This is a genomic window from Mesorhizobium sp. B2-2-3 (assembly GCF_006442405.1).
Classification (GTDB): Bacteria; Pseudomonadota; Alphaproteobacteria; order Rhizobiales; family Rhizobiaceae; genus Mesorhizobium.
In genome coordinates this window covers 23959-48965 of the sequence record NZ_VFWC01000012.1, presented here as the reverse complement: position 1 = coordinate 48965, position 25007 = coordinate 23959, and the positions used below count along the sequence as shown (strand labels likewise).

Genomic DNA, 25007 nt, shown 5'->3' with positions numbered 1-25007 from the left:
GTATTTATGTTTAGCAGGAAATGGGTTGCCGTTGCGGCAGTCGGCGCACTGATGGTGGCCGGCCAGGCGCTTGCAGCCGACAAGAAGGTGGTCGCGGTGTCGATCCCGGCGGCGGATCATGGCTGGACGGCCGGCATCGTCTATCACGCGCAGGCCGCCGCAAAGGAAATCAACGCGGCCTTCCCGGATGTCGAAGTCGTCGTGAAGACGTCGCCCTCGGCGGCCGACCAGGTAAGCGCGCTGGAGGATCTGTCGGCCAGCCGCAAGATGGATGCGCTGGTGATACTGCCCTACACCTCCGAGGAACTGACCCAGCCGGTGAAAGCCATCAAGGAGATGGGTACGTTCATCACCGTCGTCGACAGGGGATTGACCGACCCTTCCATCCAGGACCTGTATCTTGCCGGCGACAACATCGCGGTTGGCACCAACACGGCGAAGTTCATGATCGACAAACTGGGCGGCAAAGGTGACGTCGTCGTGCTGCGCGGCATTCCCACCGTCATCGACGACGAGCGCATCAAGGGCTTCGAGGATACCATCAAGGGCACCGGCCTGAAGGTGCTCGACATGCAGTATGCCCACTGGAACAGCGACGAGGCCTTCAAGCTCATGCAGGATTACCTGGCCAAGCACCCGCACATCGATGCGGTCTGGGCCAATGACGACGACATGCTTCTCGGTGTGCTCGAGGCCGTCAAGCAGTCCGGCCGAACCGATATCAAGCTAGCGCTCGGCGGCAACGGCATGAAGGACATCGTGAAGAAGGTGATAGACGGGGATGCGATGACACCGGTCGAGACGCCGTATCCGCCGGCGATGATCAAGACCGCTATCTACATGACCGTGGCCAACTTGATCGGTCAGGCTCCGGTTCGCGGTGCCGTCAAACTCGACGCCCCGCTCATAACCCAGGCCAACGCCAAGGAATATTACTTCCCCGACTCCCCGTTCTGAGGCCCGCAATCCGAATGAGGCAAGGCGCGTGATGCGCCTTGCATGCCAACAACAGAGAGGAAGAGCTATGCCAGGCAAGAAGATATTGATGCTGACCGGTGAGTTCACCGAGGAATACGAGATTTTCGTTTACCAGCAAGCGATGGAAGCCGTCGGCCACACGGTCCATGTCGTCTGCCCCGACAAGAATGCGGGCGACCTGATCAAGACCTCGCTGCACGATTTCGAGGGCGACCAGACCTACACCGAAAAGCTCGGACACTACGCGTTGATCAACAAGACGTTCTCGGATGCGGAAAAGCAGCTCGACCAGTACCACGCGGTCTACTGCGCGGGCGGACGCGGACCGGAATACATCCGCACCGATAAGCGGGTGCAGACGATCGTTCGACACTTTCACGAGACCAAGAAGCCGATCTTCACGATCTGCCATGGCGTGCAGATCCTGATTGCGGTCGACGGCGTCGTGCGCGGCAAGAAGGTCGGCGCGCTGGGCGCCTGCGAGCCGGAAGTCACTCTCGCGGGCGGTACCTATATCGACCTCTCGCCGACGGAAGCCTATGTCGATGGTACGATGGTGTCGGCCAAGGGATGGACGGCGCTGGCCGCCTTCATCCGTGAGTGCCTGAAAGTGCTCGGCACGGAAATCCGCCACAACTGAGCCGCTAACCAAGGCGGAGGCCGGCGCGCTGCCGTGGCGTGTCGGCCTCCACCAGTGATGCCGAGACCTTCGCCGATGCGGACAACTATATCGACCGTCGTGCAAAAGGTATGCGCGCGGTGCGTCCTGCCGGTTTAGCGGCCGCTGCGCCGGACAGGTCCAGCTTTTTCCTTACGCAATCGCGAGCGGAAAAACGTTACCCACTTTCCTGGGGTTGCTTCAAGGCGCGGCGGCAATCCAGTCGGCAAGGCTGCGGGCGAAGCTTCGCGGCACGATCAGGTCGCAGCTGCTCTCGCCTGTTCGCAGATAGAGCGCCGGCACGTGATGGACGGACGTCTGTACGGCACGGCCGGGAGCCGAAGCGGCGGACGACCAGTCGACCGGCATGCAGGCAGAGAGAATGTCCTGAAGACGCGCACCCTCCATCCTGAATCGCACCCGGCCTTCGCCGAGCAGAACCGAGCAGCCCAATTCAGGATCGATCGCAATGGCCGGCGGTTCCGCACCTGTCTCGACGATCAGCCAAAGACGGCGGGGGGTGATCCTGACGATGAGGGCGCCAGCATGCCGAACCGTCTCGCCGACGTCGGCAGGGAGCCTCGCGCCCAAGGCCTGCGAGACGCTCGTTTCGAATCTTGTCAGCGTTTCTTCCCAGCCCTCGATCTGAACGATCGGGCAATCGGAGGCCCACAGGTTGAAGTCCTTCGACAGCACAGGCTCAACCATGCATGCGCTCTCCCTTGGGATCTAGGAAAACAGAAGGCACGACGCGGGCGCGAACCGTCTCTGTCCGCATCGGGTAGACCGCGGTGATCTCGTCTCCTTCGGCCGCGGCATTGCCGGCGAACAGCGCCAGTCCGACATAGTGGCCGAGTTCCGGGCTGAAGGTAACCGAGGTGATCCGACCGCGCCCGTGGCCGGTGACGGCATCGCCAGGCAGGAACAATATGGCGCCTCCGCGCAGCCGCTTGCCGTCCTCGATGCATTCCAGCCCGATGAGGCGCTGGCGGTCGGGTGCCTGAAAGGCCGGACGACGACGCAGGACGTCGCCGACGAATCCGCCGCGTTTGCCGGCCATGCGCCCGAGGCCGAGATCGTCGAGCGTGGTGCGGCCATCGATCTCGGGCCCGGCGACGTGGCCCTTTTCAACGCGCAGCGCACCAAGCGCCTCGACGCCATAAGGTTTGAGGCCGAACGGCGCGCCTGCTTCGATGAGACGGCTCCAGGCCTGTTCGCCGGCGCTGGCGCCGACATAGATCTCGTAGGCGCGCTCGCCGGAATAGCTGAGGCGGATAACGCGCAGGGCCCGTCCGTCGAACCCGGCTTCGATGACGCCCATATGCGGCAGCGTCTCGTTGGAGACATCGAGCGTCGGAAAGGCGGCGGCAAGGACATCGCGGCTTCGTGGCCCGGCGGTCGACATCGCCGCCCACTCGTCGCTTACCGAAGAGACCGCGACACGCAAATCCGGCCAGGCGGTGTCGAGCAGGAATTCCAGCCGCGACAGGACATCGGCGGCCCTGGCGGTAGAGGTGGTCATGAAGAAGCGATTTTGCGACAAGCGCGTGGTGGTGCCGTCGTCGAAGACGACGCCGTCGTCGCGCAGCATGACGCCGTAGCGCGCGCGGCCAACGGGAAGCTTGGCGAAACCGTTGGCGTAGACACGGTCGAGGAATATGGCCGCGTCCGGCCCCTGCACGTCGATCTTGCCGAGGGTGGAAATGTCCATCAGCCCGGCGCCGCCGCGCACGATCCGCATCTCCGCGACATAGGCTTCATTCACGTCGCGTCCGGCATCGCGATAGAAATACGGACGCATCCAGAGACCGACCTCGAGCATCTCGGCACCGTTTGCCAGGTGCCAGTCGTGCATCGGCGTGCGACGGACCGGCTTAAAGTGATGACCGACGGCGCGACCGGCCAGCGCGCCGATCGCGACCGCCGCGTAGGGCGGGCGAAAGGTCGTGGTTCCGGTTTGCGCAATCGTCGCCCGGCGCAGCGCCGCCATGGCCGAAAGTGCTGCGAAATTGCTGGTTTTGCCCTGGTCGGTCCCCATGCCGAGCGTGGTGTAGCGCTTCAGGTGTTCGACCGATTCATAGCCCTCGCGATGGGCGAGCTCGATGTCCTTGGTGGTCACATCCATCTGTAGATCGACGAAGGCCTTGCCGCGCCCCGCGGAAGAGATCGCACGAAAGGGAGCGGCCGGGGCCCCTTCGAGATCGAGTTCATCCGGCGCCGGCATGGCCGCCGGTTTTCCACAGAAGCATGCCGCTTCGACGCCGGCGCGGTGGCCGTCCTCGATCGCGTCGGCGGTCGAGAAGCGCCCCATCATCGCGCCGGCGCCGAACTGGCCTGCCGGAAAGCCGCCCGGAACGAAGCCGTCGATGTCGTCGCGATAGACGGGCCTGACGCCAAGATGCGAGGTGAGATGCACGGTCGGCGACCAGCCGCCGGAGACGCAGACGAAATCGCAGGCGATTTCCGATTTGGCGCTCGGGCCGGCAAGCCGTACGGCCTTCACCGCATGGCTGCCGCGCAGATCGGCGATCCGGGTTCCGGAGCGGATCTCTACGTTCAGGCGTCCGGCTTCCGCCGCCAGACCGGCGGGCGGAGCGCCGCGCTGGTCCGCGACCGTCACTCGCGCGCCGGCGGCGGCGAGGTCGAAAGCAGCGCGATAGGCACCGTCGTTCATCGTGGCCACGAGGATATTCTTCCCCGGCAGCACGGCGAAGCGGTTGAGATAGGTCCGGGCGGCGGACGCCAGCATGATGCCTGGCCGGTCGTTGTTGGAGAACACCAGCGGCCGTTCGATAGCACCGGCCGCAAAGATGATCGAGCCGGCGCGAAGCACGATGAAAATCTGCCGAGCAGCGCCTTGCGCGACCTGGCCGTCATGCCTCTCGATCAGCCCCAGCGTGTTGCCGTCATAGGTGCCGAACGCCATTGTCTTGCGCATCAGGGTGACGTTGGGCTGGCCTGCAAGCTCCGCCTCGATCTTTGTCAGCCAGGCTGCCGCCTTGCCATCGGTGCGCTCGGCAAGAAGTTGGCCACCGAGCAGAAAGTCCTGTTCGACGAGGACGACCCTGGCGCCGCTGGCTGCCGCGGCGCGCGCCGCCGACAGGCCGGCAGGGCCGCCGCCGACGACTGCAACATCGGCAAATGCATGCCGGGTCTCGTAACGGTCGGGATCGGGTTCGGGGCCGGCCCGGCCCAATCCCGCGGCTTTACGGATGAAATGCTCGTAGAACATCCAGGCGCGGCGGGTCGGACCCATGAAGGTCTTGTAGTAGAAGCCGGCAGAAAGAAGGGGCGCAAACAGGCCGTTGACGCTCTGCACGTCGAAGGCAAGGGACGGCCAGCGATTCTGGCTTTCGGCAGTCATACCTTCAGCCAGTTCCAGTGTCGTGGCCGGAAGGTTCGGTTCGCGCCGTCCACCGCTTCCGAGCGTAACCAGCGCGTTGGGTTCTTCCGGGCCGGCCGAGAAGATGCCGCGCGGCCGATGGTATTTGAAGCTGCGGCCTGTCAGCATGAGCCGATTGGCAAGCAGCGCGGAAGCAAGCGTATCGCCTCGATAGCCGCCCAGCTCGCGGCCGTCGAATGTGAAGCGGAGCGGCTGCGTGCGGTCGATGCGGCCGCCGGCGGCCAGACGATTTCCAATCATTTTCATGCTGGCATTTTCCTGGCGAAGCCGACCGATGCGATAGCGTGGTTCCTCGTGTCGCGCTCGATGACCAGCCATTGCCGGCAGCCGGTCACATGCTGCCAGAATTCACGGTGCGGTCCCGCCGGGTTCTTGCGCACGTAGACATAGCGATACCACGCCTCCGGATCGGGATCGTCATGCGCCGGACGCACCGCGGAAGCGTCGCCGCCATAGCGGAACTCGTCATGGTCGCGCAGGCCGCAGCATGGGCAGTCGATGCGAAGCATTTCTCTCGTTCTCTATTGCAGCCAGGCCGAGGGGCCGGCGCCGGCTTCGTCGAGCGTGTGGCCGGTCCGGAAACGGTCGAGCGCGTAGGCGGCGGTCAGCGGATGCGGCTTGCCGGTGGCCAGCATATGGGCAAAGCACCAGCCGGAGGCCGGCGTCGCCTTGAAGCCGCCATAGCACCAGCCGCCATTGAGATAGAGCCCTTCTATCGGGGTCGGGCAGATGATCGGACTGGCGTCCGGCGTCATGTCCATGACGCCGCCCCAATGGCGCAGCAGCCTGACACGCGAGATGCAGGGCATCAGGGCTATCGCCGCCTCCGCCACTTCGCCCACGACGCCGAGATTGCCGCGCTGGGCGTAGGAATTGTAGCCGTCGAGATTGCCACCGAAGACCAGCCCGCCCTTGTCCGACTGGCTGACATAGAAATGGTCTGCGCCATAAGCGACGACGTGATCTACCAGCGGCTTGAGCGGCTCGGTGACGAAAGCCTGGAGCACGTGGCTTTCGATCGGCAGTTCCAGGCCGGCCCTGGCGGCGAGGAGCGAAGTATGGCCTGCGACGGCGAGGCCGACCTTGCCGGCGCCGATGCGGCCCTTGCTGGTCTCGACACCGACGATCCTTTCGCCGTCGCGGACAAAGCCGGTCACCTCGCAATTCTGGATGATGTCGACCCCGTGGCCGTCGGCAGCGCGCGCATAGCCCCAGGCGACGGCATCATGGCGGGCGGTGCCTGCGCGGCCTTGCAAGATCGCACCATGGATCGGAAATCGCGCGGTTTCGGAGAAATCGAGATAGGGTACCAGCCGGCGCACAGCGTCGCGGTCGAGTATGTCGGCGTCGATGCCGTTCAGACGCATGATGTTGGCGCGATGGCTGAATGTGTCGAGTTGATCGGCCGAATGGGCAGTGACGATCTGGCCGCGCTGCGAAAACATCACGTTGAAGTTCAGCGCCCGCGACAAGCCTTCCCACAGCTTGACCGAGAATTCGTAGAACTGGGTGTTGCCGTCGAGCAGGTAGTTGGAGCGGATGACGGTGGTGTTGCGGCCGACATTGCCGCCGCCGACATAGCCCTTTTCCAGAACGGCGACATTGCGGATGCCGTGGTTCTCGGCGAGGTAGAAAGCCGTCGCAAGGCCATGCCCGCCGCCACCGACGACGATCACGTCATAGGCGGGCTTCGGCTCGGCCGCGCGCCAGGCGCGCCGCCAGTTCTTCTGGCCGGAAAGGGCATTGCGGAAAATCGAAAACGCCGAATAGCGCGCCATGTTCATGGTCTAGCGGACGATCGGGCCGGCCGGGGTGCGGGTCAGCACTTCGGCCCCCGCATCGGTCAGCAGCACGGTGTTGGAGATGAAATGGTCGCCGCGGCCGGTGCCCATCAGCCAGGACAGGATGTGGAAGCTCATCCCGGTCTCGATTTCGAGATCGGAATCGTGCCTGAGGCCCGTCACCGAATTGCCGCCGGTCCATGAGGGCGGCTGGCCGATGCCGACGAGATAGCCGCAATGATGGCGGCGATAATGCGACAGGCCGGCCTCGTCGGCGACGCCTTGCCAGGCGGCGTAGACATCGCGCGCCCAGGCGCCTGGCTCGAGCGCCCTGACGACGGCCTCGAATGCCTTGGCCGTGACCTCGGCCATGGCGGCATCTTCGTCCTTGATGTTGCCGATGCGGATCAGCCGGCCAAGCGGCGCGTGATAGCGCGAGACACAGCCCGACAGTTCGACGAAGACCGGCTCGCCGCTGCGATAGATGCCGTCGCCCCAGGTCGTGTGCTCCTCGCCGAGCCGGGCGGCGGGCCGGATGAACGGGCCGAAGCCCGGCGCGTGGCCGCCGGCGCGCACCATCGCCGCCACGCATTGGGCGGCAACCTCCTGCTCGGCGGCGCCGTCGGAGATGGCAGCGATGGCGGCACCTGCCCCAGCATCCGTGACCTTGGCGGCGCGGCGCATCAGCACCTGTTCCTCGGCGCTCTTCACCAACCGCATCTTGTCGACCAGTCCCGAGACGTCGCTCCACTTGGCGTCGGCCTGCGCCTCAAGCTTGAGGGCGAGGCCGTGGCTGAGGCCGGAGGTCCAGTTTTCGATGCCGATCCGTTTGCCGGCCAGGCCGAGTTCGGAAATGACGCGCGCGGCGAGGTCGGCCGCGGTCTCGCTGTCGGAGTGACCACGGAATTCTGCTGCCTTCACCTGATTCTCGATCGTTACCTTCTCCATCGACCGGGTGACCAGGATAGGGCGCCGGTCGAGCGTGACGATCAGGAGGTGCGGCGCGAAATAACCCCAATGGTCGAGGCCGGTGAGGTAGAAAACAGTCTCCGGCGAGGCGAAGACGGCGGCGTCGAGCTTGCGCTCTGCCAATGCCGTGCGAACTTTCGACAAGCGGCCGGCGATCTCGGCTTCGGAAAAGGGATTGCGGTCCATTGAGGTGTCCTTGAGTTGCCGGTCCTGGGCTGATGGTCAGTCGATGACGATGGGATCGGGGGCCACGTCGCAGAGCCGCTCGCCGCCGCCTTCGGTGACGCTGGGGTCCTGACAGATGATGAGATCGAAGCCGGCCTTGCCATGCGTTGTCTCACGTCGGCCAGGCGCTGCGCGTATTCCGCCTTGCTGAACCCGCCCGACGCGTCCAAAGCCGTTTTCCTTCCTGCCCTCATCCAAATGCGGTTCGTATCCGCATCGAGAAAGCACATCTTAATTGTGCACAACTTGCGCATCACAAAGCCGCACAATCAAGCTCTATGGCGATTTTTCCAGATTCGTACAGTGCGTCTTGCGATATGTCCAGATGAGTTGTATACGTCTTAGTGCGCTTGACGCGATGGTGGAGAAACGTCGTTCGAGCCGACAACTATCGAAGAAGAAAAGGGGAATGCATGTTCACGTCACAGATATCCCGCCGCGCGCTCGTGAAAGCCGCAGCCTGTCTTGCGCTCGCCGCGACCGCATTCACGTCACTGCCGGCCCATGCCGAAACGACGCTGGAACGCGCCAAGAAGGACGGCTATATCCGCGTCGGCTTCGCCAATGAGGCGCCGTTCGGTTTCGCCACGCCTGACGGCAAATTGACCGGCGAAGCGCCGGAAGTCGCCAAGGCGGTGCTCGCCAAGATGGGCATTGCGCAGGTCGACGGCGTGCTGACCGAATTCGGCTCGCTCATTCCGGGTCTCAAGGCCGGCCGCTTCGACATCATCGCCGCCGGCATGTTCATCAATCCCAAGCGCTGCGCCGAGATCAATTTTTCCGAACCGTCCTATGGCATCGGCCAGGCCATGCTGGTCGCGAAGGGCAATCCGAAAGGCGTGAAGGACTATTCGAGCATCAAGGACAATCCCGATCTCAAGCTCGCCGTGATGGCGGGCGCCGTCGAGGGGGGATATGCGAAGGACGCCGGCGTTGCCCAAGGACAAGTCGTTTCCTTGCCCGACCAATCCAGCCTGGTCGCGGCGGTCCAGTCTGGCCGTGCCGATGCTGCCGCGCTAACCGCGCTCTCGATCGCCGACATGGCCAAGAAGGCCGATGGCGTCGAATCGACCAAGCCCTTCGGTGAAGTTGCCGGCAAGTCGGTGAAGGGCCATGGCGGCTTCGGCTTCCGCAAGGAGGACACCGATCTGCAGGAAGCGTTCAACGCCGAACTGAAGAAGTTCCTCGGTACGCCGGAGCATATCGCGCTGGTCGAGCCGCTCGGCTTCGGCAAGGATTATCTGCCGAACAAGTCGACTGCAGAGCTCTGCAAGGGCGAATAAATTCCCAACTGCTGGGCGGCGTGAAAACGCCGCCCTCTTTTTTCCTCGGAGAAGCAGATGGGTATCCGCACGCTCGTTGCCATGCTGGTCGTTTCGCTGGCCGTGATCGCGGCGCTGGCGACGCAGGAGACATACAGGCTGTTCCTACCGGGACTATTGCAGGGTGCCGTCCTGACGATCGAGATCGCCGTCCTCGGCAGCCTGCTGGCGGTCGTGATGGGGGTGCTCGCCGCGCTGGCGCGCATGTATGGTCCAGCGCCCCTCAGATGGCTGGCGACGGTCTATGTCGAAATCTTTCGCGGCACCTCGGCGCTGGTGCAATTGTTCTGGCTGTTTTTCGTGCTGCCGCAATTCGGGGTCACGCTCGACGCGTTTCCCGTCGCGGTGCTGGCGCTTGGCTTGAATGTCGGCGCCTATGGATCCGAATGCGTGCGCGGCGCAATCCAGTCGGTCGCGCGCGGCCAATGGGAGGCGGGAACGGCGCTCAACATGAGCCGCGCGCAAATGCTGCGCCGGATCATCCTGCCCCAGGCCTTCGTCGCCATGATCCCGCCCTGGGGCAATCTGTTCATCGAGCTTTTGAAATCGACGGCGCTGGTTTCGCTGATCACGCTCACGGACCTCGCCTTCAAGGCGCAGCAGATGAACCAGAACACCTTCAAGACCATTCCTATCTTCACGCTGGTGCTGTTGATGTATCTCGCCATGTCGCTCACCGTTTCTATCGGCATGCGGCTTCTCGAAAGGCGGGCCTCGCTCGGTCTGGCGCGGGGGAGGGCGGCGTGATCTGGGATTGGAGTTTTGCCGCCGAGATCCTGCCGGTGCTCGCACGCGCCGCCGTCGTTTCGATCGAGGCGACGCTGCTCGGCTTCGTCATCGCGGCTTTGCTCGGGCTGGTCCTCGCGGTAATCCGTATCGCGGTGCCCTGGACCGGCTGGACGATCTCGGTGCTGGTCGAACTGATCCGCTCGACGCCGCTGCTCATCCAGATATTCTTCCTCTATTTCGTCTTTCCGAAATTCGGCGTCGTGCTCGACGCATTCACGGCCGGCGTTCTGGCCATCGGCATTCACTACGCCGCCTATTGCTCGGAAGTCTACCGCGCGGGCTTCGACAACATCCATCGCGGCCAGTGGGAAGCCTCGATCGCACTCAACCTCTCCTCCTGGACGACCTTTCGCGACATCATCATCCCGCAAGCGATACCGCCGATCGTGCCGGCGCTCGGCAACTATCTCGTCGCGCTGTTCAAGGAGACGCCGCTGCTGTCGGCCATCGCCGTGCTGGAACTCATGCAGACGGCCAAGATCATCGGCTCCGAGACTTTCCGCTACACCGAACCGATCACGCTGGTCGGCCTGTTCTTCCTGGCCATGAGCCTGGTTTCGGCCGCGCTCATCCGTGCCCTCGAACGCCTGCTCAACCGAAGGACCGCGCGATGACCGAACAACCGATGGTCCGTTTCGACAATGTCTCGAAGCGTTATGGCGCGCTCACCGTGCTCGACGGGCTGAACCTCGAAATCGCGCGCGGCGAGAAGGTTTCCGTCATCGGACCGTCCGGTTCCGGCAAGACCACGGTCTTGCGCATGCTGATGACGCTGGAGACGATCAATGACGGCGTCATCTGGGTCGAAGGCGAGCCACTGACGCATATGAAGCAAGGCGGAAAGCTGGTGCCCGCCAATCTTGCCCACATCCGCCGCATCCGGGCGAAGATCGGCATGGTGTTCCAGTCTTTCAACCTGTTTCCACACATGACGGCGATGGCCAATTGCATCGAGGCGCCGATGACCGTGCTTGGCATGAAGCGGGCCGATGCCGAGGCACGGGCGGCCGAGCTTCTCGACATGGTCGGGCTGTCGCAGAAGAAGGATCATTATCCTTCACAGCTTTCCGGCGGCCAGCAACAGCGCGTCGCCATTGCCAGGGCGCTGGCGATGCGGCCCAAGATAATGCTGTTCGACGAGGTGACGTCCGCGCTCGATCCGGAACTTGTCGGCGAAGTGCTGCAAGTGATAAGGCAAATCGGCCGCGAGCATGATCTGACGATGCTCATGGTCACCCACCAGATGGGCTTCGCCAAGGAATTTTCCGATCGCGTCTGCTTCTTCTATCAGGGCAAAATTTGCGAGCAGGGGCCGCCGGCAGAGCTTTTCGGCGCACCCAAGAATGAGCGGACGCGACAGTTCCTGCACGCCGTCCTGGAGGCTGGATGACGCTTGATACGGATGCCTCGGCCAAGACCGTGCCGCCTTCGCGTCCGCTTTCGGCGCGCGAACGGTTCGAACGCATCTACCTGATCCTGCGCGACCGTATCTGCCTTCTCGATTATCCGCCGGGGAGCCGGCTCTCCGAGGAAGAACTCGCCCAGGAATTCGAGATCAGCCGCACACCGGTCCGACGTGTGCTGGCGCGGCTCGAGGCCGAAGGGCTTGTGCAATCGATCCACGGCGTCGGTACGATCGTTACCGACGTCGACATCGAGGAGTTGCAGCAGGTCTATCATCTGCGACTGGAACTCGCGCTGCTTGTCGGCAAGCTTTCGCCAATTCCCCGAACGGCGGTCGACCTCGATCGCATCCGAGCGCTCATCGCGCGCTGCGATTCCGATATGCTCAACCCGGATCAGCGTGCCTTTCTGCAGCTGAACATGGACTTCTTCACTGAACTATCCGGCATGACCGGGAACCAGCCCCTGCGCGAAATAAGCGAAAGACTGTATTTTCAGGTTGCGCGCGTAGTCCTCAAGATGATGCCGCAACTCGGCCTTGTGGAGGAGTTCACGGCCTTCCGGCGCGAAATGGAGGAAGTGCTGGCCGCGGCGGAAATCGGGGATTGGGAATCGATCGGGCACATCAGGCGAGCCCATATCTCGATGAGCTTTCGGCGCATGGTGCGCCATGCCGGCCGACATGATGAATTTGACGGCAAGACCTGACGGTCGTCCTTTGTCATGGTGACGTAGCTTGCGGCGCCGAGAAGCGCTGCTGCTCCGTCCTCTTATTTAGGGTGCCGCCGTTCAGCCACGGCATCAGGCACCACCACCAGCTTGCCGACGAAATCCTTGGCGATGAAATCGGCTTGGGCGCGGTGGAAATCGGAAAGCCTGTAGACGCCGCCGACCAGCGGCCGGATCTTGTCTTCCTCGATATAGCGCACGATACGGCGGAAATCCGCACGTGTGCCCTGGCTCGAGCCGTGGAGCTGAAGCTGCTTGAGATACATGGTCCTGAGATCGAGCTGGACGACCGGGCCGGCGATGGCGCCTGCGGTGGTGTAGCGGCCCTCAGGCCTCAGGATGCGCAACAGATCGTTGAAGATCGCGCCGCCGACAAGGTCGGCCACGACGTCGATGGGCTGGCCGCCGGTCACCTTGGCCACGGCTTGCGGCAGGTCGGCCACGCCACGGGTGATCACGGCTTCGGCGCCGATGTCGAGCACTGCCTGCTCCTTGCCGTTGCCGACGACGGCATAGGGAATGGCTCCGCGCGCCCGCGCCAATTGCACGATGCCGGAGCCGACGCCGCCCGAGGCGCCGGTGACCAGCACGCGTTCGCCGGCCTTGAGCCCTGCACGTTCCAGCATCTGCTCGCCGGTGAGATAGGCGCAGCAGAAGGTGGCGAGTTCGAGGTCGCTCAAGTCGGTGTCGACGACATGGGCGTTCTCGGCCGGCACAGCCTGGTATTCGGCGTAACCGCCGTCGCGGCCGTGGCCCATATAGTCGATGTCGGCGAGCGAATCGTCGTCGCGATTGTAGATCGAGAAATCGACCATCACTCGCTCGCCGATGCGATCCGGCGAGACGCCTGCGCCAACGGCGGCGATGGTGCCGACCGTGTCGGTGCCCTGGATGCGGGGGAAGGTCAGCGTGTTGCCCTGACGCCGCCATGTCGACACGGCCCCTGCGTCCTCCTCCGTGCCATAGGCGCCCTGGCGCACCCAGACGTCGGTGTTGTTCATGCCGCAGGCGGTGACCTTGACCAGCACTTCGCCGGCGGCGGGCACAGGCACTTTCACGTCGGTGCGGTAGACGAGCTTTTCCGGGCCGCCGTGGCCGGTAAGCTGCACGGCCGCCATGGTGGCGGGGAGGGTGGGATGAGAGGTCATCGCGTTCACTTCCGAATACTTTGTACGTTGGCGCTGCCCCTCACCTTTACCCTCTCTCCGTGAACGACGAGAAGGTGCCGGCAGGCGGATGAGGGGCAGCGCCGATCTCGACAATTAGAGATTGGCGAACATGCTCCTCACGGCATCGGCGGTCTTGGCCACCACGGTGTCAGCCTCCTCGCGCGTCAGGCAAAGCGGTGGGGCGAAGCCCAGAATATCGCCCTGCGGCATGGCGCGGCCGATGACCCCGCTTGCGGCGAGGGCCGTGGCGATCTGCGGTCCGATCTTCTGCGCCGGATCGAAGAACACACGGTCGTCCTTGTCGGCGACGAACTCGACCGCCGCCAGCATGCCGTCACCGCGCACCTCGCCGACGTTTTTGTGGCCGCCGACGGCCTTGGCCAATTCCGCGCGGAAATAGGCGCCGGTCTCGCCGGCATTCCTCACCAGATCCATCTCATCGATCAGTTCGAGGTTGGCCACACCCGCGGCGACGCAGATCGGATGCGCCGAATAAGTCCAGCCGTGACCGAGCGAGCCGAGCTTGTCGGAGCCCTGCACCAGCACCTGCCACATCTTGTCGGCGACGATGACGCCCGACAGCGGCGCGTAGGCGGAGGTCAAGCCCTTGGCGATGGTGATCAGGTCCGGCTTGATGCCGTAATGGTCGGAGCCGAACATGGTGCCCAGCCGGCCGAAGCCCGTCACCACTTCGTCGGCGACCAGGAGCACGTCGTACTTCTTCAGCACCGCCTGGATTTTCTCCCAGTAGCCGGCGGGCGGCGGCACGATGCCGCCAGTGCCGAGGATCGGCTCGCCGATGAAGGCGGCGACGGTCTCGGGGCCTTCGGCCAGGATCATCTCTTCCAGCTTGTCGGCGCAATGCTGCGAGAACTGCTCCTCGCTCATCGAGCGGTCGGCGCGGCGGAAATAATAGGGCGCCTCTGTGTGCAGGATCGGCGCGCGCGGCAAGTCGAAGGCATTGTGGAAAAGATCGAGCCCGGTCAGCGATCCCGTCATGATGCCGGAGCCGTGATAGCCGCGCCAGCGCGAGATGATCTTCTTCTTCTCCGGGCGGCCAAGCACGTTGTTGTAGTACCAGATCAGCTTGATGTTGGTTTCGTTGGCATCCGAACCGGAGAGGCCGAAATAGACCCTCGACATGCCCTTCGGCGCACGGTCGATGATCATCTTCGACAGCGTGATCGAGGCCTCGGTGCCGTGGCCGACATAGGCGTGGTAATAGGCGAGGTTCGTGGCCTGGGCGGCGATGGCGTCAGCGATCTTCTGGCGGCCATAGCCGACATTGACGCAGTAGAGGCCGGCGAAGGCATCGATACTTTTTCTGCCGTTGCTGTCCCAGACGGTGACGCCTTCACCGCCGGCCATGATGCGCGTCGGCGATTCACCGCGCGCGTGGGTGCCCATATGCGTCGAGGGATGGAAGAAGTGATCACGATCCCAGGCGGCGAGTTCGTTGGACTGGTCGAGCATTCTTTTGACTCCTTGAGGAACGTGGACGCGGCTTAAGCGACGTCCAGGCAAAGATATTTGAGATCGGTGAAAGCTTCGAGCCCCTGACGCGAACCCTCGCGGCCAATGCCGGACTGCTTGACGCCGCCGAACGGGATCGGCGCACCGGTGATCTTGACGCGGTTGATGGCGACCATGCCGTAGTCCAGCGCCCTGCCCAGGCGCTGCTGGCGGGCGCCGTTCTCGGTCACGACATAGGCGACCAGACCATATTCGGAGGCGTTGGCGCGCGCGGTCACCTCGTCCTCGCTGTCAAACGGCGTCACGGCTGCGACCGGACCAAACGTTTCTTCGCGCATGATCAGTGCCTCGTCAGATACGTCAGCCAGCAGCGTCGGCTGGTAAAACAACGGGCCGGCCTGGTGCCTTCTGCCGCCAACGAGGCAGCGGGCGCCATGGGCGAGCGCGTCGGTGACCTGCTCCTCGACCTTCTTGACGGCGCGCTCATGCATCAGCGGGCCGATGTCGCTTTCGTCGGCAAGGCCATTGCCGGTCCGCAGCGCCTCGATGCGCTTGGCGAAGGCGGCGCAGAAACGATCGTAGATCGGCCGCTGGACATAGATGCGGTTGGCCGCGAGGCAGTCCTGGCCGGACGTGGCGAATTTGGCGTCGACGGCGATGCGCACGGCCTTGTCGAGATCGGCGTCGGCAAAGACGATCAGCGGCGCGTGGCCGCCAAGCTCCATAACCAGCCGCTTCATCGTCGGCGCGCTCTGGGCCGCGATCAGCCTGCCGATCTCGGTCGAACCGGTGAAGCTCATGGCGCGCACGCGCGAGTCCTCGCACATTCGCCCGACTATGATCGACGCCTTGCCAGTGACGACGTTGAAGACGCCGGCGGGCAGGCCGGCGCGCTCGCCGAGTTCGGCCAGCGCCAGCGCCGAGAGCGGCGTTTCCGAAGAGGGGTGCGCGACGATGGTGCAACCGGCGGCAAGGGCCGCAGCCGCCTTGCGGGTCAGCATGGCGGACGGGAAGTTCCACGGCGTCACGACGCCGACGACGCCGAGCGGCTCGCGCCGCACCGTCATTTCCGCCTTCGCCAGATGGCTAGTTACGCTTTCGGCGTTGAGGCGCTTTGCTTCCTCGGCATACCATTCGACGAAAGAGGCGGCATAATCGATCTCACCGAGCGATTCCTTCAAGGGCTTGCCCTGTTCCAGCGTCATCAGCAGAGCGAGATCGTCTTTCGCGGCAATGATGAGGTCGAACCATTTGCGCAGGATTTTCGAGCGCTCCTGCGGCAACAGCGCCCGCCAGGCAGGGAAAGCGCGCGCCGCCGCATCGATCGCACTTGCCGTCTGGCGGCCATCGAGCGCGGCGACAAAGGCCACCGTGGCGCCGGTCGCCGGGTCGGTGACCTCGAAGCTCTCCGCCGCCTCGCTTGCCGTCCAGTGCCCGTCGACATAGGCAAGCTCGCGCAGCAGCCGGCGGTCGGCGAGGCGGTCGAGCGCCTCATGGCGGTGCGAACGGGCAAAGTGCGCGGACATCATCGATTGCTCCCGATTGGGGTGATGCCGCAAGACTAGGGGCGTCGGCGCGAAGGATGAGGCTGTTTAGGTGCAGCTATATAGAGAGATTCTCTCTATTCGGCTGGGGAGCAGGACGATCTGTCTAGCCGCAGGGGTGGGGCGGGTGCTTTCGCGCATTCTCCGAGCGTACGGTGCCAGATGAACGCTGGTTTCGATCTCAGGACTGCACCGGCAACAGATCGGCAAGCGGTAGCACGGTCTCGTCCTTCACCGTCTTGATGACGATGTAGGTGAAGTAGCGATCGATGCCGATTTCGCGTTCGAGCAAGGCATCGACCAGCCGCTGATAGGTATCGATATCGCGCGCCATCACCTTCAGAACGTAGTCGACGCCGCCGCCCACCGACCAGCAGGCTACAATCTCAGGTATGTCGCGGATGACACGCTCGAAGCGGTCGAAATCGGCCTGGCGATGGCTGGCCAGCGTCACCTCCATCAGCACGGTGGCGACGGGTGCGACGACGCGCATGGCAATCGAGGCATGATAGCCGGAGACGATGCCGGCCTTTTCCAGCTTGCGCAGCCGCATCCAGCACGGCGTCGGTGACAGGCCGACCTTGTCGGCCAGCGCCAGCTTGGTGATGCGCCCGTCACGCTGGATCGCGTCGAGGATTCTGAGGTCGATCGGGTCGAGTTTCGCGGCGGCCATCTGTATCCACTTTTTGGTCCGCCGTACCATGACGGCGCATTATTTCGATTGTCAATTGCACTGATTTCGATCTCTAATAAGTCATGACATTGTGGCAACCTGATCCCGCGCTCATCCGGCGGCCCGCCTACCAGTCGCTGGCCGACCAGTTCGCACGCGCCATTCATGACGGGAGGCTCGCAAACGGCGCGCGGCTGCCGACGCATCGCCGGCTGGCCGACGAGTTGAAGCTGTCGGTGCAGACGGTCAGTCGCGCCTATGAGGAACTGATTCGCCGCGGCCTGATCTCGGGCGAGATCGGCCGCGGCAGCTTCGTCCAGACGCAGCGGCGCGAGCCTGAGCCGCCCTATCTGCCGGAGCGGCTGGGCGAAGTGATCGATCTCTCGATCCTGAAGCCGGTCTGCGAGCCGATGCATCTGGAGCGGCTAAAGCAGGCGCTGGGCTGGCTGGCCGACAACCTGCCGTCGAGTTCGGCGCTGTCGTTCCGGCCCAACATGGTGTTTCCCCGTCACCGCGCCGTGGCGGTCGAGTGGCTGAAGCTGTGCGGTCTCGATGCCTCGCCGCAGAATATCAGCCTGACCAATGGCGCTACCGCCGGCATGACGGTGGCGCTGATGAGCGTGGCGCCGCCCGGCTCGACCGTCGCCACCGAGGCGATCGGCCACCATACGCTGGTGCCGCTCGCCCGCTATCTCGGCTTCAACCTCGAAGGCCTGCCGATAGACGGCAATGGCCTTATCCCGGAAGCGCTGGACGAGGCCTGCCGGATCTCCGACATCCGCGCCGTGTTCGTGCAGCCTTCGGTGATCAACCCGACGGCGACGCTGATGGATGCGGAGCGGCGCGAGCAGATTGCGGCGGTTGCGCGCAGGCACGACATAGCCATCATCGAGAACGACGTGCTGGGGCCGCTGGTCGAGGACCGGCCGCCGCCGGTCGCCGCCTTCGCGCCTGAACGCACGCTCTACGTCACGTCCTTCACCAAGATCGTGGTGCCGGGCCTGCGCATCGGCTATCTCGCCGCACCCGACCGCTATGTCGCCGCGGTCGCCAACCGGCATCTGGTTTCCAACTGGATGGCGACGCCGCTGGTGGCGGAAATCGCCACCAAATGGGTGACCGACGGCACCGCGATGGAACTGGTGCGCTGGCAACGCACAGCATTGCGGCGACGCCAGGACATCGTCGCCGAGGTGCTGGCCGGCGTCGACTATCGCACCCGGCGCGACGGACTGCATGTCTGGTTGCAGTTGCCGGCCGACCGTGCCGAGGAGAGCTTCGTCGCCCAGGCGCGCCTGCAAGGCGTGGCGATCGCGCCCGGCGCTTCCTTCCGCATCTCGCAAGCGCCCTGGCAACCGGCGGTGCGCATCTCGCTGGGTTCGACCACCGAGGGGGAACTGCGCGCCGGCCTCGGCGTTGTCACCAAGCTGCTGCTTGGCGACCCCGAGCATCTGCTGCTCGCAATCTAGCGAGATGTGCCGCTATCCAGACGATGCCGACCGCCAAAGGCGTCCCCGGTGCTGTCATTTTCGGTTCGACTTGATTTCGATCTCGGCACATTGCTAGGCACTGAATGCCCAAGAATTGTGCGGGATCAGAATAATTGTCATGATATTATTTTCCCGATTGACATGATTTGGCGGGTTCCGCATCGTTAAGGGCATAGGCTTCTCCAGCACGGGAAATTCGTTTGTCCGCATCCGCGCCTATCATCAAGGTCGATGGCATTTCGAAAAGCTTCGGCACCTTCAAGGTGCTGGACGGCCTGTCCATGCAGGTCATGCCCGGCGAGAAGCTGGCGCTGATCGGCCCGTCCGGCTCGGGCAAGACGACGATCCTGCGCATCCTGATGACGCTGGAGCGCATCGATGGCGGCCACATCCAGATCGACGGCGAGCATCTCTATCACATGGAGCGAAACGGCCAGCTGCTGGCCGCCGACGAGCGGCATCTGGCCAGGATGCGCCAGAAGATCGGCATGGTCTTCCAGCTGTTCAATCTGTTCCCGCACAAATGCGTCATCGACAATGTCACGCTGGCGCCGATGCTGACCAAGGGCACGCCGCGCGCTGCCGCCGAGAAGCGGGCGATGGAATTGCTCGACATGGTCGGCATGGCCGACAAGGCCAAGGCCATGCCGGCACAGCTTTCGGGCGGCCAGAAGCAGCGCGTCGCGATTGCCCGCGCGCTGGCGCTGTCGCCCCGGATCATGCTGTTCGACGAGGTCACCTCGGCGCTCGATCCCGAACTGGTCGAGGAGGTGCTCAACGTGATGCGCAAGCTCGCGGCCGAAACCGACATGACGATGCTGCTCGTCACTCATGAAATGGGCTTTGCCCACGACTTCGCCGACCGGGTGCTGTTCTTCGACCGCGGCCGCATCGTCGAGGAGGGCAAACCCGATGAGATTTTCCGCCATCCCAAACAGGAGCGCACGCAAGGTTTCCTGAAGAAGATCATCGCGGCCGGACATCGCGTCTGACCGCCATGCCAGAGGCGGCGACACCGTCCGCAAGGGCGGTATTGCCGTCCTGAAATGACTGCAACCAAGAACACAAACATGGAGTTGGGAACAATGAAAAAACTTGGCATTCTGGCCGGCGTCGCCGGTCTTGCGCTGACCGCGGTGCTCGCGGCCTCGAACATCGGATCGGCCGACGACAGCAAGCTCGAGCAGCTGAAGGCGCAAGGCTTCGCCCGCCTCGCCATCGCCAACGAGCCGCCCTACACGGCGGTCGCCGCCGACGGCAAGGTTTCGGGCGCCGCGCCCGACGTGGCGCGGGAAATCTTCAAGCGGCTGGGCGTCGCCGACGTCGCCGCCTCGATCTCGGAATATGGTGCCATGATCCCCGGCCTGCAGGCCGGCCGTTTCGATGTCGTCACCGCCGGCCTGTTCATGAAGCCGGAGCGTTGTGCGGCGGTTGCCTATTCCGAGCCGGTGCTGTGCGACGCCGAGGCGATGCTGGTGAAGAAGGGCAATCCGAAGGGCTTCAAGAGCTATGAGGATGTCGCCAAGGACACCTCCGCCACCATCGGCGCGCCCGGCGGCGGCACCGAGGAGAAGCTCGCGCTCAACGCCGGCGTGCCGCGTGACCGCGTCATCGTCGTGCCCGACGGCCAGAGCGGGCTGAAGATGGTGCAGGACGGCCGCATCGACGCCTATTCGCTCCCCGTCCTGTCGATCAACGATCTGATGAAGAAGGCCAATGACCCGAGCCTCGAAGTCATAGCACCCGTGCAGGGCGCGCCCGTCTATTGCGACGGCGCCGCGTTCAAGAAGGGTGACGAGGCGCTGCGCGACGCCTTCGACGTCGAGCTCGCCAAGATGAAGAAGTCGGGCGAGTTCGCCAAGATCATCGAGCCCTACGGCTTCTCGGCGGCGGCGGCGATGTCGACGACGCGCGACAAGCTCTGCGCGGCGAAATAAGCGCTTTTCCCTTCTCCCCGTCCACGGAGAGAAGGTGGCTGAAGGGCCGGATGAGGGGCAGCGCGCGTTTTTGCGAGCTTGGAGCCGCCTCTCATCCGCCTGCCCGTCCTTCGCGGCAGCTGCGCTGCAGCTAAGGAGGGTGAACCTGCATCTTCTCCCCGTGAGAGGGGGAAGTTGTTAAGACCAAACGTTGGAAGCCTCTGATACATGACCCAGTGGTCCGGCTATCTCGGCCTGATATTGCAGGGAGCGCTTGTCACCATCGAGCTGACGCTGATGGGATCGGTGCTGGCCCTCATCATGGCCTTCCTGGCCGGCATGGGGCGGCTGTCGCGCTTCTTCGCGTTGCGGGCGCTCGCCACCGCCTATATCGAATTCTTCCGCGGCACATCGATTTTCGTACAGCTGTTCTGGGCCTATTTCGTGTTGCCCCTGGCGGGCGTCGAGCTCACTCCGCTGCAAGCCGGCGTGCTGGCGCTGGGCCTCAATGTCGGCGCCTATGCGGCGGAAGTGGTACGCGGTGCCATCCAGTCGGTCGGCGCCGAGCAATACGAGGCCTGCACGGCTCTCAATCTCGGCCGCTGGCAAGGCATGCGCCATGTCATCCTGCCGCAGGCGCTTCTGGTGATGCTGCCGACCTTCGGCAACAACGCCATCGAACTGCTCAAGGCGACATCCGTCGTCTCGCTGATTTCGCTCGCCGATCTCACCTTCCAGGCGCAGGTGGTGCGCTCGCAGACCGGCAGCACGCTGATGCCGTTCACCACCATCCTGGTGATCTATTTCGCGCTCGCGCTCGTCATCTCCTGGGGCGTGCGGTCGCTGGAGCGGCGCATGGCGCGCGGCCTCGACGGAGTGCGCGTCTGATGGATTGGGCCCTGTAATGGATTGGGACTGGGATTTCGTCCGGCAGATCCTGCCGACGCTGATCGAGGGGGTGAAGATCACCATCCTGGCGACGGTGCTCGGCTCGGTGCTGGCGGGAATCGTCGGGCTGGGCATCGCACTGGCCCGCCGCTCGCCGAACAAGATGATGTCGCGCACGGTCGGCTGGGCGGCCGAATTCATCCGCGGCACGCCGCTGCTGGTGCAGCTCTACTTCATCTTCTACGTGCTGCCCGATTTCGGCATCCTGCTGCCGCCGCTGGTGGCCGGCGTCATCGGGCTTGGGCTGCACTACGGCACCTATACGGCGGAGGTCTATCGCGCCGGCATCGAGAACGTGCCGCGCGGCCAGTGGGAGGCGGCCAAAGCCTGCAATCTCAGCGCTCGCCAGACCTGGACCCACATCGTCATACCGCAGGCAATCCCGCCGATGATCCCGGCGCTGGCCAATTATTTCATCGCCATGTTCAAGGAGACGCCGCTGCTGTCGGCGATCACCGTGCTGGAGCTGATGAACCAGGCCAAGAGCGTCGCCAACACCTATTACCGCTATGTCGAGCCGATGACGCTGGTCGGCGCCTTCTTCCTGATCATCAGCCTTTTCTCGGTTATGCTGCTGCGCTGGCTGGAACATCGCTACGGCAATATCGAAAGGTAGTTCCCATGAAGCCGCTTCCCGAAATCAGGCTGATGCCGACAAGGCCCGCACTCGAGGTGCGCCCGTTGGAAAAGCGCGTCGGCCTGATCATCCTGGCCACCGACCACACCAGCGAGCCGGACTTCCGTCGCATGGTGGCGAGTGAGAGGATCGGCATCTATGTCGCCCGCATCCCCTATAAGAATCCGACCACGCCTCAGAATCTGCGCAAGATGCAGCCCGAACTGACGGCTGGCGCGGCGCTGATCCTGCCGGACGAACCGCTCGATGCCATCTGCTACTCCTGCACGTCGGCCTCCGTGGTGATCGGCGATGCCGAGATCGAGGCGGCGATCCAGGCGGCCAAGCCTGGCGTGCCCGTGGTCACGCCGCCGATGGCGGGCGTGCGCGGACTGAGGGCTCTGGGCGCGAAGAGGATCAGTATTCTCACCCCCTACACCGTCGAGACGAGCCGGCCGATGGCGGCCTATTTCGCCGAACGCGGCTTCGAGATCGCCAGCTTCACCTGTCTCGGCTTCGAGGATGACCGCGAGATGGCGCGCATTGCGCCGGCAGCCCTCGTCGATCTGGCGCGCGAGGCGACTGACCCGCAGGCCGAGGCGTTGTTCGTGTCCTGCACGGCGCTGCGCTCGGCGCTGGCGGTTGCCGCGATGGAACAGGCTATCGGCCGCCCGGTCGTCACCAGCAACCAGGCGAGCGCGTGGAATTGCCTGCGACTGTGTGGCGATGATGTGCCGCGTCCGGAGTTCGGGCGGCTGACGACCTTGCCGCTTGGACAGTAAGGTCATGTCCTGCATGCACGAGCGACCCATGACGCACGCCGTCGCCCTTTCAGACATCCGCGCCGCGCGCCAACGCATCACCGGCAAGGTCGAGCCGACACCGGTCGTGCCGTCCGAGAGCCTGTCGGAGCGGCTCGGCCTTCCCGTTCACCTTAAGCTGGAGCACCGCCAGACCACGGGCAGCTTTAAGCTGCGTGGCGCCTCGAACGCCATTGCTTCGCTCAATGCCGAGCAGCGGGCACGCGGTGTTGTCGCGGCCTCGACCGGCAATCACGGCCGCGCACTCGCCCATGCCGCCAGGCTCGAAGGCATGCGCGCGGTGATCTGCATGTCGCGGCTGGTGCCTCGGAACAAGCTCGATGCCATCCGCCGCCTCGGCGCGGAAATCCGCATTGTCGGCGACAGCCAGGACGACGCGCAGCAGGAGGTCGGGCGGCTGGTGGGGCAAGAGGGTCTGGTGATGCTGCCACCCTTCGACCATCCCGACATCATCGCCGGGCAGGGCACGCTCGGGCTGGAGATCATGGAGCAGGTTCCTGACGCCGCTCTGGTGCTGGTGCAGCTCTCCGGCGGCGGGTTGGCCTCCGGGATTGCCGCAGCGGTCAAGGGCGTCAGGCCGAGCACAAAGGTCGTCGGCATCTCGATGGCGCGCGGCGCGGCGATGAAAGCCAGCCTCGATGCAGGGCGCCCGGTGCAGGTGGAGGAACTGCCGACACTGGCGGATTCGCTCGGCGGCGGCATCGGCCTCGAAAACCGGCTGACCTTTTCCATGTGCCGAGACCTGCTCGACGATGTCGTGCTGCTTTCCGAGGACGAGATCGCCGCCGGCATCCGCCATGCCTATGAACAGGAGCGCGAGGTCGTAGAGGGCGCCGGCGCGGTCGGTATCGCTGCGCTGCTTGCCGGCAAGGTGAAGCCAAACGGACCGGTGGTCGTTCTGCTTTCCGGTCGTAATATCGATATGAGCCTGCACAGAAAGATCGTTTGCGGCGAAGTAGTTGCGGAGCGCGCCTGATGAACCGGATGACCATCCTTACCGAGAAAGAACTACGCGAGATCGTAGCTCTCGATCTCGACGCCGTCGCTTGCGTCGAAAACGCCTTCCGGGCGCTCGCTACCCTGCCGGTGGCGATGCCGCCGATCCTGCGGCTCGACATCCCCGAGCATCGCGGCGAGGTCGACGTGAAGACCGCCTATGTGCCTGGCATCGATGGCTTCGCCATCAAGATCAGCCCCGGCTTCTTCGACAATCCCAAGCTCGGCCTGCCCAGCGTCAACGGCATGATGGTGCTGCTGTCGGCAAAAACCGGTCTGGTCGAGGCGTTGCTGCTCGACAATGGCTATCTCACCGACGTCCGCACCGCAGCCGCCGGGGCGGTCGCCGCAAAACACCTGTCGCGGCCGGACTCATCCATTGCCGCCATCTTCGGCGCCGGCGTGCAGGCCGGATTGCAGCTTGAGGCGCTGCGCCTGGTGCGGCCGATCGAAGAAGCCCGCATCTGGGCGCGCGACGCGGCCAAGGCGCAAGCCGCGGCCGGCGCTTTAAGCGAAAAACTGGGCATCGTGGTGCGCGCAGAACCGGATGCGGCCAAGGCGGTCGCCGGTGCCGACATCATTGTCACCACCACGCCCTCGACCGAACCATTGATCAAGGCCGGCTTCGTCTCGGCCGGCCAGCACATCACCGCCATGGGCTCGGATGCCGAGCACAAGAACGAGATCGCACCGGCAATCCTGCGCATGGCCGATCTCTATGTCGCCGACAGCGCAAGGCAGACGCGCCGGCTCGGTGAATTGCACCATGCCATCTCCGCCGGCGTGATGGCGGTGGACGCGGAGGTGGCCGAACTCGGTCAGATCATCGCCGGCGAACGGCATGGCCGGCGCGCGGCGGACGACATCACCATCGCCGACCTGACCGGCACCGGCGTACAGGACACCGCGATCGCCACGCTAGCCCGTGACCGGGCCCGGGTCGCGAAAGCCGGAACCATTTTTGAAAGTTGATGCTGGCCGCAAGAGCATGATCCGGAAAAGTGGGAACCGGTTTTCCGAGGAGATCATGCTCAAACAAAAAATTACCTGGAGCCAGATTCAACGGAAGTTGAAGCGGGTTCCAGGGCCCAACAAACGAGGAC

25 protein-coding genes are annotated in these 25007 nt (G+C 64.2%); 15 read left to right on the top strand and 10 right to left on the bottom strand.

Translation table 11 applies throughout. From position 1 onward, the window contains the following. Nucleotides 1-6: 6 nt before the first annotated feature. Together FJ951_RS21520 and FJ951_RS21515 are read left to right on the top strand one after the other, a co-directional pair. Nucleotides 7-957, top strand: coding sequence for a substrate-binding domain-containing protein (locus FJ951_RS21520; protein ID WP_140517365.1), 951 nt, complete (start codon nucleotides 7-9; stop codon nucleotides 955-957). A 67-nt stretch (nucleotides 958-1024) separates the two neighbouring features. Beyond that, entirely contained in the window at nucleotides 1025-1618 is a 594-nt protein-coding gene (locus FJ951_RS21515) for a DJ-1/PfpI family protein (RefSeq protein WP_140499290.1), read from the top strand. A gap of 219 nt (nucleotides 1619-1837) precedes the next feature. Here the strand turns inward: FJ951_RS21515 and FJ951_RS21510 are convergent, their stop codons facing one another. The 6 genes from FJ951_RS21510 to FJ951_RS21485 are packed head-to-tail and all read right to left on the bottom strand — an operon-like array spanning nucleotide 1838 to nucleotide 8212. Then, nucleotides 1838-2344 (bottom strand): sarcosine oxidase subunit gamma family protein, encoded by a 507-nt coding sequence (locus tag FJ951_RS21510; protein ID WP_246671762.1) that lies wholly within the window; start codon nucleotides 2342-2344, stop codon nucleotides 1838-1840. After that, nucleotides 2337-5285, bottom strand: a complete 2949-nt coding sequence (locus tag FJ951_RS21505) for a sarcosine oxidase subunit alpha family protein (RefSeq protein ID WP_348642800.1) — start codon at nucleotides 5283-5285, stop codon at nucleotides 2337-2339. Before FJ951_RS21505 ends, FJ951_RS21510 begins: the two co-directional genes overlap by 8 nt. After that, nucleotides 5282-5548, bottom strand: coding sequence for a sarcosine oxidase subunit delta (locus FJ951_RS21500; RefSeq protein ID WP_140499288.1), 267 nt, complete (start codon nucleotides 5546-5548; stop codon nucleotides 5282-5284). Before FJ951_RS21500 ends, FJ951_RS21505 begins: the two co-directional genes overlap by 4 nt. A 12-nt stretch (nucleotides 5549-5560) precedes the next feature. Further along, a complete protein-coding gene (locus FJ951_RS21495; protein ID WP_140517363.1) occupies nucleotides 5561-6817 on the bottom strand; it encodes a sarcosine oxidase subunit beta family protein in 1257 nt (418 codons plus the stop codon). A gap of 9 nt (nucleotides 6818-6826) precedes the next feature. Continuing rightward, a complete protein-coding gene (locus FJ951_RS21490; RefSeq protein ID WP_140517361.1) occupies nucleotides 6827-7975 on the bottom strand; it encodes a Xaa-Pro peptidase family protein in 1149 nt (382 codons plus the stop codon). A 36-nt stretch (nucleotides 7976-8011) separates the two neighbouring features. After that, on the bottom strand, nucleotides 8012-8212 hold the full coding sequence (locus tag FJ951_RS21485) for a hypothetical protein (protein WP_140517359.1): 201 nt from the start codon (nucleotides 8210-8212) through the stop codon (nucleotides 8012-8014). A 215-nt stretch (nucleotides 8213-8427) separates the two neighbouring features. Between FJ951_RS21485 and ehuB (FJ951_RS21480) the strand changes: the two genes are divergently transcribed. The 5 genes from ehuB (FJ951_RS21480) to FJ951_RS21460 are packed head-to-tail and all read left to right on the top strand — an operon-like array spanning nucleotide 8428 to nucleotide 12237. Continuing rightward, the gene (gene ehuB, locus FJ951_RS21480) at nucleotides 8428-9297 is read left to right on the top strand and encodes an ectoine/hydroxyectoine ABC transporter substrate-binding protein EhuB (protein WP_140517357.1); all 870 of its coding nucleotides are present in this window, start codon (nucleotides 8428-8430) and stop codon (nucleotides 9295-9297) included. Nucleotides 9298-9354: 57 nt separating this feature from the next. Further along, a complete protein-coding gene (ehuC, locus tag FJ951_RS21475; protein ID WP_140517355.1) occupies nucleotides 9355-10083 on the top strand; it encodes an ectoine/hydroxyectoine ABC transporter permease subunit EhuC in 729 nt (242 codons plus the stop codon). Then, nucleotides 10080-10739 carry an ectoine/hydroxyectoine ABC transporter permease subunit EhuD gene (gene ehuD / locus FJ951_RS21470; protein WP_140499281.1) on the top strand — a complete coding sequence of 220 codons (660 nt, stop codon included), beginning with the start codon at nucleotides 10080-10082 and terminating at the stop codon, nucleotides 10737-10739. Before ehuC (FJ951_RS21475) ends, ehuD (FJ951_RS21470) begins: the two co-directional genes overlap by 4 nt. Further along, nucleotides 10736-11515, top strand: coding sequence for an ectoine/hydroxyectoine ABC transporter ATP-binding protein EhuA (ehuA, locus tag FJ951_RS21465; protein WP_140499280.1), 780 nt, complete (start codon nucleotides 10736-10738; stop codon nucleotides 11513-11515). The genes ehuD (FJ951_RS21470) and ehuA (FJ951_RS21465) overlap by 4 nt, the downstream gene beginning before the upstream one ends. Continuing rightward, nucleotides 11512-12237 carry a GntR family transcriptional regulator gene (locus tag FJ951_RS21460; protein WP_140517353.1) on the top strand — a complete coding sequence of 242 codons (726 nt, stop codon included), beginning with the start codon at nucleotides 11512-11514 and terminating at the stop codon, nucleotides 12235-12237. The genes ehuA (FJ951_RS21465) and FJ951_RS21460 overlap by 4 nt, the downstream gene beginning before the upstream one ends. A gap of 62 nt (nucleotides 12238-12299) precedes the next feature. Here the strand turns inward: FJ951_RS21460 and FJ951_RS21455 are convergent, their stop codons facing one another. From FJ951_RS21455 to FJ951_RS21440, 4 genes are all read right to left on the bottom strand, one after another. Further along, a complete protein-coding gene (locus tag FJ951_RS21455) occupies nucleotides 12300-13415 on the bottom strand; it encodes an alcohol dehydrogenase family protein (RefSeq protein WP_140517351.1) in 1116 nt (371 codons plus the stop codon). A gap of 105 nt (nucleotides 13416-13520) precedes the next feature. Next, nucleotides 13521-14900 carry an aspartate aminotransferase family protein gene (locus tag FJ951_RS21450; protein WP_140517349.1) on the bottom strand — a complete coding sequence of 460 codons (1380 nt, stop codon included), beginning with the start codon at nucleotides 14898-14900 and terminating at the stop codon, nucleotides 13521-13523. Between the two features lie 32 nt (nucleotides 14901-14932). Further along, entirely contained in the window at nucleotides 14933-16426 is a 1494-nt protein-coding gene (locus FJ951_RS21445) for an NAD-dependent succinate-semialdehyde dehydrogenase (RefSeq protein ID WP_140517496.1), read from the bottom strand. Nucleotides 16427-16625: 199 nt separating this feature from the next. Next, nucleotides 16626-17117, bottom strand: coding sequence for an Lrp/AsnC family transcriptional regulator (locus FJ951_RS21440; RefSeq protein WP_140517347.1), 492 nt, complete (start codon nucleotides 17115-17117; stop codon nucleotides 16626-16628). A gap of 83 nt (nucleotides 17118-17200) precedes the next feature. Between FJ951_RS21440 and FJ951_RS21435 the strand changes: the two genes are divergently transcribed. The 8 genes from FJ951_RS21435 to eutC all read left to right on the top strand — a co-directional run bounded on the left by FJ951_RS21435 (nucleotide 17201) and on the right by eutC (nucleotide 24876). Next, the gene (locus FJ951_RS21435; RefSeq protein ID WP_140517345.1) at nucleotides 17201-18586 is read left to right on the top strand and encodes a PLP-dependent aminotransferase family protein; all 1386 of its coding nucleotides are present in this window, start codon (nucleotides 17201-17203) and stop codon (nucleotides 18584-18586) included. Between the two features lie 221 nt (nucleotides 18587-18807). Then, complete coding sequence (gene ehuA, locus FJ951_RS21430; protein WP_140499274.1) at nucleotides 18808-19599, top strand: ectoine/hydroxyectoine ABC transporter ATP-binding protein EhuA; 792 nt, start codon at nucleotides 18808-18810, stop codon at nucleotides 19597-19599. A gap of 93 nt (nucleotides 19600-19692) precedes the next feature. Continuing rightward, complete coding sequence (gene ehuB / locus FJ951_RS21425) at nucleotides 19693-20544, top strand: ectoine/hydroxyectoine ABC transporter substrate-binding protein EhuB (protein WP_140499273.1); 852 nt, start codon at nucleotides 19693-19695, stop codon at nucleotides 20542-20544. Nucleotides 20545-20751: 207 nt separating this feature from the next. Then, nucleotides 20752-21411, top strand: a complete 660-nt coding sequence (gene ehuC / locus FJ951_RS21420; protein WP_140517343.1) for an ectoine/hydroxyectoine ABC transporter permease subunit EhuC — start codon at nucleotides 20752-20754, stop codon at nucleotides 21409-21411. Between the two features lie 16 nt (nucleotides 21412-21427). Next, nucleotides 21428-22087, top strand: coding sequence for an ectoine/hydroxyectoine ABC transporter permease subunit EhuD (ehuD, locus tag FJ951_RS21415; RefSeq protein WP_140517341.1), 660 nt, complete (start codon nucleotides 21428-21430; stop codon nucleotides 22085-22087). Nucleotides 22088-22092: 5 nt separating this feature from the next. Beyond that, the gene (eutA, locus tag FJ951_RS21410) at nucleotides 22093-22869 is read left to right on the top strand and encodes an ectoine utilization protein EutA (RefSeq protein WP_140517339.1); all 777 of its coding nucleotides are present in this window, start codon (nucleotides 22093-22095) and stop codon (nucleotides 22867-22869) included. Nucleotides 22870-22897: 28 nt separating this feature from the next. Next, a complete protein-coding gene (eutB, locus tag FJ951_RS21405) occupies nucleotides 22898-23884 on the top strand; it encodes a hydroxyectoine utilization dehydratase EutB (RefSeq protein ID WP_140517337.1) in 987 nt (328 codons plus the stop codon). Continuing rightward, on the top strand, nucleotides 23884-24876 hold the full coding sequence (gene eutC / locus FJ951_RS21400; protein WP_140517335.1) for an ectoine utilization protein EutC: 993 nt from the start codon (nucleotides 23884-23886) through the stop codon (nucleotides 24874-24876). The genes eutB and eutC overlap by 1 nt, the downstream gene beginning before the upstream one ends. The last annotated feature ends 131 nt before the right edge of the window (nucleotides 24877-25007 follow it).